Source organism: Pseudomonas sp. B6002, from assembly GCF_013385985.1.
Classification (GTDB): Bacteria; Pseudomonadota; Gammaproteobacteria; order Pseudomonadales; family Pseudomonadaceae; genus Aquipseudomonas.
In genome coordinates this window covers 86537-100905 of sequence record NZ_JACAOY010000015.1, presented here as the reverse complement: position 1 = coordinate 100905, position 14369 = coordinate 86537, and the positions used below count along the sequence as shown (strand labels likewise).

Below are 14369 nucleotides of genomic sequence, written 5' to 3'. Positions count from 1 at the left end.
CTCAATGCTCCCGGCTGGCAAAGTCGATACGCGGATCGACCAGGGTGTAGGTGAGGTCGCCGATCAGTTTCACGATCAGCCCCAGCAGGGTGAAGATAAACAGTGTGCCGAACACGATCGGGTAGTCGCGGTTGATCGCCGCCTCAAAGCTCATCAGGCCGAGGCCGTCGAGGGAGAAGATCACCTCCACCAGCAACGAGCCGGTGAAGAAGATACCGATGAAGGCCGAGGGGAAACCGGCGATCACCAGCAGCATCGCGTTACGGAACACATGGCCGTAGAGCACGCGATGGTTGGTCAGGCCCTTGGCTTTGGCGGTGATCACGTATTGCTTGTTGATCTCGTCGAGAAAGCTGTTCTTGGTCAGCAGCGTCATGGTGGCGAAGTTGCCGATCACCAGGGCTGTGATGGGCAGCGCCAGGTGCCAGAAGTAATCGAGGATCTTGCCGCCCCAGCTCAGTTCGTCGAAGTTGTTGGAGGTGAGCCCGCGTAACGGGAACCAGTCGAAATAACTGCCCCCGGCAAACACCACGATCAGCAGGATCGCGAACAGGAACGCCGGGATTGCATAGCCGACGATGATCGCCGAACTGGTCCACACGTCGAAGTGGCTGCCGTGTCGCGTGGCCTTGGCGATCCCCAGGGGGATCGACACCAGGTACATGATCAGCGTGCTCCAGAGCCCGAGGGAAATGGACACCGGCATCTTTTCCTTGATCAGGTCGATGACCTTGGCGTCGCGGAAGAAGCTGTCGCCAAAATCCAGCCGGGCGTAGTTCTTGACCATGATCCACAGGCGTTCCGGCGCCGATTTGTCGAAGCCGTACATCTTCTCGATTTCTTTGATCAGGGCCGGGTCCAGGCCCTGGGCACCGCGGTAGCTGGAGCCGGCCACCGACACCTCGGCACCGCCGCCGGCAATGCGGCTGGTGGCGCCTTCGAAGCCTTCGAGCTTGGCGATCATCTGTTCCACCGGGCCACCGGGGGCGGCCTGGATGATGATGAAGTTGATCAGCAGGATCCCGAACAGCGTAGGGATGATCAGCAACAGGCGGCGAATGATATAGGCCAGCATTTAATCGCCTCCACTCGCCGGATCGGCGCTTTGGGTCGTGTCCAGGGAGACCGCCGGCTTGGCGTCGGGTTTGGCCCACCAAGTGGCGGTGCCTACGTCATAACGCGGCGAGACTTTGGGGTGGCCGAGGTGGTCCCAATACGCAACGCGAAAGGTCTTGATGTGCCAGTTGGGGATCACGTAGTAGCCGAACTGCAGCACGCGATCCAGCGCCTTGGCGTGGGCGACCAGGCTCTTGCGCGAGTCGGCGTCGATCAGCTCTTCGACCAACTGGTCGACGGCCGGGTCCTTGAGGCCCATGTAGTTGCGGCTGCCAGGTTTGTCGGCACTGGAAGACGACCAGAATTCGCGCTGCTCGTTACCCGGCGAAGTGGATTGCGGGAAGCTGCCCACCAGCATGTCGAAATCCCGCGAGCGAATGCGGTTGATGAACTGTGAGACGTCCACCCGACGGATCACCAGGTCGATGCCCAGGTCGGCCAGGTTGCGCTTGAACGGCAGCAGGATGCGCTCGAACTCGGTCTGGGCCAGCAGGAACTCGATGGTCACCGGCTTGCCGGTGGTATCGACCATCTTGTCGTCGACGATGCGCCAGCCAGCCTCCTGCAACAGCTGGTAGGCCTCGCGTTGCTGGGTGCGGATCATGCCGCTGCCGTCGGTTTTGGACGGCTCGAACGCTTGGGTGAAGACTTCGTCGGGGACCTTGCCGCGCAGCGGTTCGAGGATCTTCAGCTCGTCCGGGCCGGGCAGACCGGTGGCGGCCATTTCCGAGTTTTCGAAGTAACTGCGCGTGCGCGTGTAGGCGCCGTTGAACAGCTGCTTGTTGCTCCACTCGAAATCCAATAGCAGGCTGATGGCCTTGCGCACACGCACGTCCTGGAACATCGGCTTGCGCGTGTTGAACACGAAACCCTGCATGCCGGTAGGGTTGCCGTTGGGGATTTCTTCCTTGATCAGGCGCCCCTGGGCCACGGCCGGGATGTTGTAGGCATTGGCCCAGTTCTTCGCGCTGAACTCCAGCCAGTAGTCGAATTGCCCGGCCTTCAAGGCTTCCAGGGCCACGGTGCTGTCGCGGTAATAGTCGGTGACGCGGTTATCGAAGTTGTAGAAACCCCGGGTGATCGGCAGGTCCTTGGCCCAGTAATCCTTGACCCGCTCGTAGCGCACCATGCGCCCGGGCTTGACCTCGGCCACCTTGTACGGCCCGCTGCCCAATGGGATTTCCAGGTTGCCCTTGGAAAAATCCCGGGTGGCCCACCAATGCTTGGGCAACACCGGCAATTGCCCGAGGATCAGCGGCAATTCGCGGTTGTTGGTGCGTTTGAACTTGAACAGCACGCGCAACGGGTCTTCGGCCACCACTTCGTCGATGTCGGCGTAGTAGGTGCGGTAGATTGGCGAACCTTCTTTCATCAACGTCTGGAAGGTGAAAATCACGTCTTCGGCGCGGATCGGGTGGCCATCATGAAAGCGTGCTTCGGGGCGCAGGTAGAAGCGTACCCAGCTGTTGTCCGGGGCCTTCTCGATCTTGCCGGCCACCAGGCCGTACTCGGTGATCGGCTCGTCCAGGCTCTGCATGGCCAGGGTGTCGTAGATCAGCGGCACGTTGTCGGCGGGCACGCCTTTGCTGATGTAGGGGTTGAGGCTGTCGAAGCCGCCCATGCTCGATTCGCGGAAGGTGCCGCCCTTGGGCGCATCGGGGTTCACGTAGTCGAAGTGTTTGAAGTCGGCGGGGTATTTCGGCGGTTCGTTGTACAGCGTCAGCGCATGTTGCGGTGCGGCATGGGCCACGGCACTCAGCAACAGGCTGGAGAGCAGAGCAGTACGCAAAAACATCATTGGGCTTTCTCCGAAGCTTTCAGCCACCACGCGCTCAGGCCCAGGCTGTAGGGCGGCGTGGTGACAAAGGCGAACCGGTTGCGGTACGCCAAGCGATGATAGTTGAGATACCAGTTGGGAATACTGTAGTGCTGCCACAGCAGCACCCGGTCGAGGGCCCGGCCAGCGGCCAATTGCTCTTCGCGGGTCTGTGCGGCCAGCAGTTGCTCCAGCAGGTGATCGACCACTGGGTTGGCGATGCCTGCGTAGTTCTTGCTGCCCTTGATGGCCGCCTGGCTGGAGTGGAAGTACTGCCACTGTTCAAGGCCGGGGCTCAAGGTCTGGTTGAGGGTGATCAGGATCATGTCGAAGTCGAACTGATCCAGGCGCTGTTTGTATTGCGCGCGGTCAACGGTGCGCAGGCGCGCGTCGATGCCGATGCTGATCAGGTTTTCGACGTAGGGCTGCAGGATACGCTCCAGGTTCGGGTTCACCAGCAGGATCTCGAAACGCAGCGGCTGGCCGTCGCTGTTGAGCAGGCGCTGGCCCGACAGCTTCCAGCCGGCTTCGCCGAGCAGGGCCAGGGCGCGGCGCATGGTTTCGCGCGGGATGCCTCGGCCGTCGGTCTGCGGCAGGCTGAAGGGTTGGGTAAACAGGCTGGCCGGCAACTGGTCGCGGTAGGGCGACAGCATCAGCCACTCATGGCCCACCGGCACGCCGGTCGCCGAGAATTCGCTGTTGGGGTAGTAACTCAGTGTGCGCTTGTAGGCGCTGCTGAACAGGGTGCGGTTGGTCCATTCAAAGTCGAACATCAGCCCCAGCGCTTCGCGCACCTTGGTCTGGCTGAACGTGGGCCGCCGCGTGTTCATGAACAGGCCCTGGCTCTGGGTTGGGATCTGGTGGGCGATCTGCGCCTTGATCACGTCGCCTCGGTTGACCGCCGGAAAGTTGTAGCCGGTGGCCCAGTTCTTGGCCTGGTGCTCAATATAAATGTCGAACTCGCCGGCCTTGAAGGCTTCGAAGGCCACGTCGCTGTCGCGGTAGAACTCCACCTCGACCTTGTCGTAGTTGTAGAAGCCCCGGTTGACCGGCAGGTCCTTGCCCCAGTAGTCCTTGACCCGTTCGAACACCAGTTGCCGGCCCGGCGTCACCTTGGTGATGCGGTACGGGCCGCTGCCCAGCGGTGGTTCAAAGGTGGTGGCCTTGAAGTCGCGGTTTTTCCAGTAGTGCTGGGGCAGTACCGGCAGCTCGCCCAAGCGCAGGATCAGCAACGGGTTGCCGGCGCGCTTGAACACAAAACGAATGCGGTGGCGGTTGAGGATATCGACCCGGGCCACTTCCTGCAGGTTGGTGCGGTACTGCGGGTGGCCTTCGGTGAGCAGGGTGCGATAGGAAAACGCCACGTCGTAGGCGGTGATCGGCTTGCCATCATGGAAGCGGGCTTCCGGGCGCAGGTTGAACACCACCCAGCTGCGGTCCTCACTGTATTCCACCGACTGTGCAATCAACCCATAGCTGGAGGTGGGCTCATCACCGGATGGCGCGTACTGACCAGTGCCGACCATCAACGGCTCATTGAGCTCATTGACGCCGTACTGCAGGAAATTGGGGGTGGAAACCGGGCTTGAGCCCTTGAAGGTGTAGGGGTTGAGTGTGTCGAACGTGCCAAATGCCATGACCCGCAACGTCCCGCCTTTCGGCGCTGCAGGGTTTACCCAATCGAAGTGGGTGAATGTGGCCGGGTACTTGAGCCTGCCGAACTGCGTGTAACCGTGGCTCTCGGTAATCGTCGCGTTCGCAGCAAAGCTCAAGGCCAGACTTATTAGTAGAAGGAGGGGACGCTTCAAGTCAGAGATCCGATCCAGGCGGCTTGGGCTTTATGATCGGTACAGTAACAGCTTGTTCCGGTTGGAAAAAGGCCGTTGGAATGCCTCAGCTTGAGGGCTGGCGCGGTATTGAAGGGGGTGAAGTTCAAATGTGGGAGCTGGCTTGCCTGCGATAGCATCGGCTCGGTATCACTGATACACCGAGGTGATGCCATCGCAGGCAAGCCAGCTCCCACACAAGCCCGCTTAGCTGCAGGTTTATCTTGGGCCGGACACCACTAACATCTGCCCCGGCTTCAGCGCCTGGCCAGTGCGCGGGTTCCAGCGCTTGAGATGTTGCATCTCGACGTTGAAACGCTTGGCAACGATGTACAGCGAGTCACCTTTCTTGACCTTGTATTGCACCGGCTTTTTGCTGTCAGCCTTGGCCACCAGCTTACGGGTGTCCTGCATCACCAGGGTCTGGCCGACCTTGAGGGCCTGGCCGTTGAGCTTGTTCCAGCGCTGCAGGTCATGCACGTCGACCTTGTTGGCCTTGGCGATCAGCGTGAGGTTGTCGCCACTGCGCACCTTGTAGCTGCGGCTGCGACCGGCAACACGCGCTGTCTCGACTTCGTCGAACACCTGCTTCTTCGGACGCATCGCCAGCAATTCTTCCGGCTTCATCGTCGACAGGGTGCTGGTCAGCAACTGCGCCTTGGAGCTTGGCACCAGCAAATGCTGGGGGCCGTCCAGGGTAGTGCGTTGCTTCAATGCGGGGTTGAGCTGGAACAGTTCGTCTTCGTCGATCTCGGCCAGCGCGGCGACCCGGGACAGGTCCATGCTCTGCTTGACTTCGACCACTTCGAAATACGGCTGGTTGGCGATCGGGCTCAGGTTGACGCCGTAGGCCTCGGGGGCCAGCACCACCTGGGACAGCGCCAGGAACTTGGGCACGTAGTCCTTGGTTTCCTGGGGCAGGGGCAGGTTCCAGTAGTCGGTCGGCAGGCCGAGCTTCTCGTTGCGCTCGATGGCCCGGCTCACCGTCCCTTCACCGGCGTTGTAGGCGGCCAGGGCCAACAACCAGTCGCCGTTGAACATGTCGTGCAGACGGGTCAGGTAGTCCAGGGCGGCGGTGGTGGAGGCGGTGATGTCGCGGCGGCCGTCGTAGGCGCGGGTCTGGCGCAGGTTGAAGTAACGCCCGGTGGAAGGAATGAACTGCCACAAGCCGACCGCATCGCTGCGCGAATAGGCCATTGGGTTGTAGGCGCTTTCAATCACGGGCAGCAGCGCCAGTTCCAGCGGCATGTTGCGTTCTTCAAGGCGTTCGACGATGTAATGAATGTAGAGGCTGCCGCGTTCTCCGGCGTTCTCTAAGAAGGAGGGGTTGCTGGCGAACCACAAGCGCTGTTGCTCGATGCGCGGGTTGACGCCCAGGCCGTCCTGCAATTGAAAGCCCCGTCGCATGCGTTCCCAGACGTCCTGGGGCACTTCGGGGCTGGGCTTCTCTGATAGCCAAATAGGTTTTTGCTTGATCTTGGCAGCAAGATTCGGTTTGGGTTGCACGATGGATTGTGCAGCGAAATTTGTCGATTGGCAGCCCGCCAGAGTCGCGGACACAGCCACCGCCACAGCTTGAGCCAGGCGGGTCAATGCGTCTGAAGAAATGGATTTACGAATAGATGACGACATTGGCTGGAAGTAAGTTCCGGGCAAAAATGTCGGGCGATTCTAGAAAGCGCTTTGGTTCCGGTCAACCATTCAGAAATTACGTATCAGATTGCGATCCATTAGAACTTATCTTTCCAAGCCCTCAAGCTAGCAAACACCTCGGCCCCAGAGCGGTTGTCGCGGCCATTCCGTTCGTCCGCTTTTTGTTTAACGGATGTTTCAGTGGTACGCAGGAAAGGGTTAGTACGTTTTTCCAGGGCCAGGTTGGACGGCAGCGTCATCTCGCCGCGGGCCCGGAGTTGATTGACGTTCTCTACCCGTTCGGCAATGTCGGCGTTGTCCGGTTCCACCGCCTGGGCGAACCTCAGGTTGCTTTGTGTGTATTCGTGGGTGCAATAAACCAGGGTGTCGGCGGGCAGGGCGGCCAGGCGCTCCAGGGAGGTGTGCATCTGTTCCGGCGTGCCTTCGAACAGGCGGCCGCAACCGGCGGCAAACAGGGTGTCACCGCAAAACAGCACGCCATGGTGATAAAAGGCGATATGGCCGAGGGTGTGGCCGGGTACGCTATAAACGTCGAAGTCCCAACCCAATACGCTGACGCGGTCGTTGTCCTGCAAGGCCACGTCTCGCCCCGGGATCTTCTCGTTCGCCGGGCCGTAGACCTTGGCGCCGGTCACCTGCTTGAGCTGTTCGACACCGCCGACATGGTCGTGGTGATGATGGGTGATCAGGATGTCGCTGAGGGTCCATTGCGGGTTTTGCCCGAGCCAGGCCAGCACGGGCGCAGCGTCGCCCGGGTCGACCACCGCGCAGCGTTGGCTTTGGGGGTCTTGTAACAACCAGATGTAGTTATCGGTGAAGGCGGGTAGGGCACTGATCTGTATCATTCTTCGATTCGCCAAGCTGAACACATTGGTGCATCTTAGAACGTCTAGGCGAGTTGGAGAATGCAATGACTGATAAAGCGTTCGCCCAGGCCGATCCTGAATGGCTGGCCTTGATCGGCGCGGCCCGTGAATGGCTGTCCGGGCCCATCGGGCAATTTCTGCTGGACGAAGAGCGGCGCATGCTCGAAGACGAGCTGGGCCGCTTCTTTGGTGGCTACCTGGTGCATTACGGCCCGTCGGCCGAGACCCCGCCCACCGCGCCCCAGGTGCAACGCAATGTGCGCCTGGGCGCGCCGCTGCCAGGCGTGGAAATCGTCTGCGAGGAACAAGCCTGGCCGTTGAGTGAGCATGCCGCCGATGTGGTGGTGCTGCAGCATGGCCTGGATTTCTGCCTGTCGCCCCACGGCCTGCTGCGCGAGGCCGCCAGCAGCGTGCGCCCGGGTGGCCATCTGCTGATCATCGGCATCAACCCCTGGAGCAGCTGGGGCCTGCGTCATGTGTTCGCCCATGACGGCTTGCGCCAGGCGCGCTGCATCTCGCCGTCGCGCGTAGGGGACTGGCTGAACCTGCTGGGCTTTGCGCTGGAGAAACGCCGCTTCGGGTGCTATCGTCCGCCGCTTGCCTCGGCCAAGTGGCAAGGCCGCCTGTCCGGTTGGGAGCGCCGCGCGGGTGCCTGGCAACTGTCGGGTGGCGGCTTCTATCTATTGGTCGCGCGCAAGATCGTGGTCGGGCTACGCCCTGTGCGTCAGGTGCTGCGCCAGCCCATGGGCAAGCTGGTGCCGATGCCGATGGCCAAGGTCAACCGCAAGCAAAGCGAACCGTAATCCCCTTTTTTGATTTCAGACTCTTGCCCGTTTTGATGGATGTAACCGATGACCGATACCGTAGAACTCTTCACTGATGGCGCCTGCAAGGGCAACCCGGGCCCAGGCGGCTGGGGCGCGTTGCTGGTGTGCAAGGGCGTGGAGAAGGAACTGTGGGGCGGCGAACCCAACACCACCAATAACCGCATGGAACTGATGGGCGCCATCCGTGGCCTCGAAGAACTCAAGCGCCGCTGCGACGTGCTGCTGGTGACCGACTCGCAATACGTGATGAAGGGCATCAACGAGTGGATGGTCAACTGGAAGAAGCGTGGCTGGAAGACCGCCGCCAAGGAACCGGTGAAAAACGCCGACCTGTGGCAACTGCTCGATGAGCAGTGCAACCGCCACAACATCACCTGGAAATGGGTGCGCGGGCACATCGGTCACCCGGGCAACGAACGCGCTGACCAACTGGCCAACCGTGGCGTGGACGATGTGCGCGGCTACAAGCAGAGCTGAGGTTTAAAGCGCGGCGATGGCCTGGGCCAGTTGCATGTCACTGAAGGTTTGCCCCGGCAGGCATTCGCGGATATGCACCAGCGCCGACTCCAGGCGTGCGCCGTGGATCTGGCCGTCAGTGGCTACAAAGGCTTGGGCGTCATCCCGGGCAGCCTGAACGATCTTGTCATCCTTGAACGAAGAGCTGGTGCCACGGGTGGCACTCATGGACAGGCTGACCAAAAAGTCGGTCGTCATCACAAAGCTGGTGGCGTGCGCCGTGAGGGCGCTGCTCATCAGCAGCAACGCGCACAGTGTTTTCGAGGTGTTCATGTTTCTGCGAGGTCCGCATCGGGCTGGGGAACGCAGGCTAACAAGGGCGCTTGGGCTGAACTGCTGCAACTTTGCTAAAGAGTGTAAGAAACTGTCGAACCGCTAAGGCCCGAGGCCAGCCTTGGGCTGCCCAGGGCATGACGTGCTAATATCCCGCTCCTTGAAATACACCACCCGTTGAGAGCTGAACCCTGATGGCCATCCGATCTGTTGTACTCGATACCGAAACCACCGGCATGCCGGTGACCGATGGCCACCGGATCATCGAAATCGGTTGTGTCGAACTGATGGGCCGTCGCCTCACTGGTCGTCACTTTCACGTCTACCTGCAACCGGACCGCGACAGTGATGAAGGCGCAATTGGCGTCCACGGTATTACCGACGAGTTCCTCAAAGGCAAACCGCGTTTCGCGGAAGTGGCCGACGAGTTTTTCGAGTTCATCAACGGCGCCCAGCTGATCATCCATAACGCGGCGTTCGACGTCGGCTTCATCAACAACGAATTTGCCCTGATGGGGCAGACCGATCGCGCAGACATCTCCCAGCACTGCTCGATCCTCGACACCTTGATGATGGCCCGCGAACGTCACCCGGGCCAGCGCAACAGCCTCGATGCCTTGTGCAAGCGTTATGGCGTCGACAACTCCGGCCGTGAACTCCACGGCGCCTTGCTCGACTCCGAGATCCTGGCAGACGTCTACCTGACCATGACGGGCGGGCAGACCAGCCTGTCGCTGGCCGGTAATGCCTCTGACGGCAGCGGTTCCGCCGAAGGTTCGGGCAACCGCCCTTCGGAAATCCGTCGCCTGCCGGCAGATCGCAAACCGAGCGTGATCATTCGCGCCAGCGAGCAGGACATGGCTGAGCATGCGGCGCGCCTCGAAGCTATCGCCAAATCGGCGGGTGCGCCGGCGTTGTGGTCGACCCTGACCCAGCAATAACCCCCATTCTGTAGGAGCCCGGCTTGCCGGCGATGAGGCCCTTGCCTTCAGTGCAAGGTTTGAAGCCGCCATCGCCGGCAAGCCGGCTCCTACAGACTGCTTTCGAAATCTTCATTCGCGTCATCCGCCCCAAGCTTCTACCCTTGAGTGCATAGCCCTCAGGACTGAACGCACTCATGTACAAAGACCTGAAGTTCCCTGTGCTTATCGTGCACCGTGACATCAAGGCCGACACGGTGGCCGGTGATCGGGTCCGGGGCATCGCCCGGGAGCTGGAACAAGAGGGCTTCAGTATCTTCTCCGCGGTGGATTACGCCGAAGGCCGGCTAGTGGCCTCTACCCATCACGGTTTGGCGTGCATGTTGATTGCTGCCGAAGGCGCTGGCGAAAATACCCACCTGCTGCAAAACATGGTCGAGCTGATCCGTCTGGCTCGGGTGCGGGCGCCCAACCTGCCGATCTTCGCCCTGGGCGAGCAAGTCACCCTGGAGAACGCGCCGGCCGACGCCATGAGCGAACTCAACCAACTGCGCGGCATTCTTTACCTGTTCGAAGACACCGTGCCGTTCCTGGCCCGGCAAGTCGCCCGGGCGGCGCGTGGCTACCTGGATGGCCTGTTACCGCCATTTTTCAAGGCCCTGGTGCAGCACACGGCCGACTCCAATTATTCCTGGCACACCCCCGGCCACGGTGGCGGGGTGGCCTATCGCAAGAGCCCGGTGGGGCAGGCGTTTCATCAGTTTTTCGGGGAAAACACCCTGCGTTCGGATCTGTCCGTTTCAGTGCCCGAGCTGGGCTCACTGCTCGATCACACCGGGCCCCTGGCGGAAGCCGAAGCTCGCGCCGCGCGCAACTTCGGCGCCGACCACACGTTCTTCGTGATCAACGGCACGTCCACCGCCAACAAGATCGTCTGGCATTCCATGGTCGGCCGCGATGACCTGGTGCTGGTGGACCGCAACTGCCACAAGTCGGTGCTGCATTCGATCATCATGACCGGCGCGATCCCGCTGTACCTGTGCCCCGAACGCAACGAGCTGGGGATCATCGGCCCGATTCCCCTGAGCGAGTTCAGCCCCGATTCCATCCGCGCCAAGATCGAAGCCAGCCCTTTGACCCGAGGGCGCCCGCCGAAAGTGAAGATGGCCGTGGTGACCAATTCCACCTACGACGGCCTGTGCTACAACGCCGAGCTGATCAAGCAGCAATTGGGCAACAGTGTCGAGGTGCTGCATTTCGATGAAGCCTGGTACGCCTACGCGGCGTTCCACGAATTCTTTGCTGGACGCTATGGCATGGGCACCTCGCGCACCCCGGACAGTCCACTGGTGTTCACCACTCACTCGACCCACAAGCTACTGGCGGCATTCAGCCAGGCGTCGATGATCCACGTGCAGGATGGCGGCGCTCGCCAGTTGGACCGCGACCGTTTCAACGAAGCGTTCATGATGCATATTTCCACCTCGCCCCAGTACAGCATCATTGCCTCTCTGGACGTGGCCTCTGCGATGATGGAAGGCCCGGCCGGGCGCTCGTTGCTGCAGGAGATGTTCGACGAAGCCCTGAGTTTTCGTCGGGCCCTGGCTAACCTGCGCCAGCACATCGCCGCCGAAGACTGGTGGTTTTCCATCTGGCAGCCGCCCTCGGTGGCCGGGATCGACCGCGTCGCCACGGCAGATTGGTTGCTGCAGCCGCAGGATGACTGGCACGGGTTCGGTGATGTGGCCGAAGACTATGTGTTGCTCGACCCGATCAAAGTCACGCTGGTGATGCCGGGCCTTAATGCGGGGGGCGCGTTGAGCGACTGTGGGATTCCCGCTGCCGTGGTCAGTAAATTCCTCTGGGAGCGTGGGCTGGTGGTGGAAAAGACCGGCCTGTATTCCTTCCTCGTGCTGTTTTCCATGGGCATTACCAAAGGCAAGTGGAGTACCTTGCTCACCGAGTTGCTGGAATTCAAGCGCAACTACGACGCCAACGTCAGCTTGGCCAGCTGTTTGCCTTCGGTGTACGCCCAAGGGCCAGCTCGCTATCAGGGCCTGGGGCTGCGCGACCTGTGCGACCAGTTGCACGCCTGTTATCGCAGCAACGCCACGGCCAAGCACCTCAAGCGCATGTACACGGTGTTGCCGGAAATTGCGATGAAACCGGCCGACGCCTACGACCAGTTGGTGCGGGGTGAAGTGGAGGCGGTTTCCATTGATGCCTTGCCAGGGCGCATCGCAGCCGTGATGCTGGTGCCTTATCCGCCGGGCATTCCGTTGATCATGCCCGGTGAGCGCTTTACCGAATCGACACGGTCGATCATCGACTACCTGGCGTTTGCCCGGACGTTCGATAGCAGTTTCCCCGGTTTTGTCGCGGATGTTCATGGGTTGCAACACGAAGATGACGGCAGTGGTCGTTGTTACACTGTCGATTGCATCAAGGGTTAAGGATGTTTATGCAAGCTGTAATGAACCCGAAGTACCCGGGGCTCAGTGTAAGGGTCGCCGACGAGGGCTTTGACGCCTACGTGTGGGGCAATGACTTCAGTTTTGAGGTGAGCACTTACGGCGAGCCGCAGATGGGCAAGCGCGTCGATCAGTGGCCCGTTGAGCGCATCGTGCCGTACCGCAAGTGCTACGGCATCGACCCCGAAGAGTTCGCCAGTTTCCGTGACGCGCCGGACAGCGCGATCTTCATGGCCTACCTGGATGACCGGGCGGTGGGGCATATCGTGGTCAGCACCAACTGGAACGGTTTTGCTCATGTCGACGAGTTGGCGGTGGCTTTGCCGGCGCGGCGTCATGGCGTGGCCAAGGCATTGCTGGATGTGGCGCAGTTCTGGAGCCGCAAGAAGAACCTGCCGGGGATGATGCTGGAAACCCAGAACAACAACCTCGGCGCCTGCCGTTTGTATGAGCGTTGCGGCTACGTGATGGGCGGGATCGACCACCTGCGCTATCGCGGCATCGACCCGCAGACCCGCGAAGTGGCGATTTTCTGGTACCGGTTGTTCAAGAGTGAAGTCGAACAGGTCTAACCCGGCAGCAGGCTTTCGGCCTTCTGGGTGACGATCTCCAGCAGTGCATTCAAGGCCGGCGATGCCGCGCCGTCCTTGAGGGTCAGCGCATACAGGCTGACCGGGATCGGTGGCGACACCGGGCACGCATCCAGCCCGGCTTCGCGGGCGCCGTAGGCGGTGAACGGGTCGACAATCGCCAGGCCTTCCCCGGCCTCCACCATGCTGCGCATCATCTGGTAGGTCTGCACCCGCGTCTGCACCACCGGCAGCGGGCGCAGGGCTTGCAGCTTGGCATCCAGCAGGCGGCTCAGAGGGTCATGCCCTTCGAGGCCGATCATCGACTGGCCGGCCAGGTCCTGCAGCGCAATGTACTTCTGCTTGGGTTTGAGCCAGCCATGGGGGGCCAGCAGTTGCAGTTTGCCCTGGGCGAGCACGGTGCTCTGGATCTGCGGGTGTTCCGGGTCATGCAGGCTCAAGCCCACGTCAGCCTCGTGCAGCAGCAGGCTGCGCACGATCTCCCGGGTCGGTTGGCTGGACAGGTTGCACGGGGTGTCCTGGAAGCGTCGGCGCAGCACGGCGATACTCTGCGGCAGCAACTGGTTGGCCAGGGGCGGCGTGCACAGGGCGCGCAAGGTTGGGGCGTGATGGTGTTTCAGTCGGCTGGCCAGGCGTTGTACCGGTTCCAGGGCTTCGTAGAGGTGGGCGATCTGGGTTTGCAGCTCCAGGGTCTCACGCGTTGCTTGCAAACGCCCGCGCACACTGGCAAACAGCATGAAGCCCAACAGATGCTCGGCATCCTTGAGCGTGGCGTCCACGTCGCCCACGGGGAGTTGCAACCATTCGGCGGCCGTGCCGAGGTGTCCGGTCTGCAAGATGGCCTGAATCACTTCGATATGACGTAAACGCATCGCCGGAGTCTATGTTCAGTGCGATGGGGTTTCAATGGCTGGGCAAAAAACAGCGTGGGCTTCGCCTATCGTTGCAACCTGCGGTTCATGTAAAGCGTGTAATAACCGACGAACAATGAGGGAGCGTCGCGATGTCCGGCAAAACCGCAGCAATTGACAGCCTGCACCGCCAACGAGGGTTTACCCGTTGGGCGGTGCTGGTGGTGTTGGTCATCGTTGGGTTATTGACCCTGGCGGTGGGGCCAAGGCTGTTTGGCGATGTGACCCTGGCCGAGATCGCCACGGCAAAAACGCAGGTGGCCGAGTTGGGCAAGGCACTCGAGCGTTTTCATCAAGACACGGGTCGCTATCCCACCGACGAGGAAGGGCTGGAAGCCTTGACTGCAGCCCCTGTCGACGTGGCGCAGTGGAAAGGTCCTTATATCAAGGACGAACTGCTGAGCGACCCGTGGGGCATTGCCTACCAGTACCATTACCCTGCGACCCAGGGCCAGACGCCGTTTGATCTGTTCTCGTTCGGCAAAGACCGGACGCTGGGCGGTGTCGGGGTCAACAAGGATATTACCTACGGCGACAACTGAATCATCTGGCAATACCCATAGACCTGATTAGAATGACGCGTC

At 61.2% G+C, this 14369-nt stretch carries 13 protein-coding genes; 6 read left to right on the top strand and 7 right to left on the bottom strand.

The genetic code is table 11. The annotated features are described in order from the left end of the window. Position 1: 1 nt before the first annotated feature. From HX792_RS20525 to gloB, 5 genes are all read right to left on the bottom strand, one after another. Positions 2-1075: a microcin C ABC transporter permease YejB gene (locus HX792_RS20525; RefSeq protein ID WP_176997811.1), complete on the bottom strand. Its 1074-nt coding sequence runs from the start codon at positions 1073-1075 to the stop codon at positions 2-4. After that, positions 1076-2914: an extracellular solute-binding protein gene (locus tag HX792_RS20520; protein WP_176997810.1), complete on the bottom strand. Its 1839-nt coding sequence runs from the start codon at positions 2912-2914 to the stop codon at positions 1076-1078. Further along, positions 2911-4740, bottom strand: coding sequence for an extracellular solute-binding protein (locus HX792_RS20515; protein ID WP_176997809.1), 1830 nt, complete (start codon positions 4738-4740; stop codon positions 2911-2913). Before HX792_RS20515 ends, HX792_RS20520 begins: the two co-directional genes overlap by 4 nt. A gap of 237 nt (positions 4741-4977) precedes the next feature. Further along, entirely contained in the window at positions 4978-6390 is a 1413-nt protein-coding gene (locus HX792_RS20510; protein WP_176997808.1) for a transglycosylase SLT domain-containing protein, read from the bottom strand. A gap of 98 nt (positions 6391-6488) precedes the next feature. Continuing rightward, entirely contained in the window at positions 6489-7256 is a 768-nt protein-coding gene (gene gloB, locus HX792_RS20505) for a hydroxyacylglutathione hydrolase (protein WP_176997807.1), read from the bottom strand. A 65-nt stretch (positions 7257-7321) separates the two neighbouring features. Between gloB and HX792_RS20500 the strand changes: the two genes are divergently transcribed. Then, positions 7322-8080 carry a class I SAM-dependent methyltransferase gene (locus HX792_RS20500; protein ID WP_176997806.1) on the top strand — a complete coding sequence of 253 codons (759 nt, stop codon included), beginning with the start codon at positions 7322-7324 and terminating at the stop codon, positions 8078-8080. A gap of 48 nt (positions 8081-8128) precedes the next feature. Continuing rightward, complete coding sequence (gene rnhA / locus HX792_RS20495) at positions 8129-8581, top strand: ribonuclease HI (RefSeq protein WP_016972779.1); 453 nt, start codon at positions 8129-8131, stop codon at positions 8579-8581. Between the two features lie 3 nt (positions 8582-8584). On the opposite strand, the gene HX792_RS20490 is transcribed toward rnhA, so the two are convergent. Continuing rightward, entirely contained in the window at positions 8585-8893 is a 309-nt protein-coding gene (locus HX792_RS20490; RefSeq protein ID WP_176997805.1) for a DUF2388 domain-containing protein, read from the bottom strand. Between the two features lie 200 nt (positions 8894-9093). Between HX792_RS20490 and dnaQ the strand changes: the two genes are divergently transcribed. The 3 genes from dnaQ (at position 9094) to HX792_RS20475 (ending at position 12856) form a co-directional block, all read left to right on the top strand. Continuing rightward, positions 9094-9834, top strand: coding sequence for a DNA polymerase III subunit epsilon (gene dnaQ, locus HX792_RS20485; protein WP_176997838.1), 741 nt, complete (start codon positions 9094-9096; stop codon positions 9832-9834). A 176-nt stretch (positions 9835-10010) separates the two neighbouring features. Continuing rightward, positions 10011-12266 carry an Orn/Lys/Arg decarboxylase N-terminal domain-containing protein gene (locus tag HX792_RS20480; RefSeq protein ID WP_176997804.1) on the top strand — a complete coding sequence of 752 codons (2256 nt, stop codon included), beginning with the start codon at positions 10011-10013 and terminating at the stop codon, positions 12264-12266. Between the two features lie 8 nt (positions 12267-12274). Continuing rightward, entirely contained in the window at positions 12275-12856 is a 582-nt protein-coding gene (locus HX792_RS20475; RefSeq protein ID WP_176997803.1) for a GNAT family N-acetyltransferase, read from the top strand. Here HX792_RS20475 and HX792_RS20470 read toward each other — a convergent pair. Then, complete coding sequence (locus HX792_RS20470; protein ID WP_176997802.1) at positions 12853-13746, bottom strand: LysR substrate-binding domain-containing protein; 894 nt, start codon at positions 13744-13746, stop codon at positions 12853-12855. The two genes, HX792_RS20475 and HX792_RS20470, sit on opposite strands and share 4 nt — an antisense overlap. Positions 13747-13877: 131 nt before the next feature. On the opposite strand from HX792_RS20470, the gene gspG reads away from it, so the two are divergent. Then, positions 13878-14327, top strand: coding sequence for a type II secretion system major pseudopilin GspG (gene gspG / locus HX792_RS20465; RefSeq protein ID WP_176997801.1), 450 nt, complete (start codon positions 13878-13880; stop codon positions 14325-14327). Positions 14328-14369: the final 42 nt, after the last annotated feature.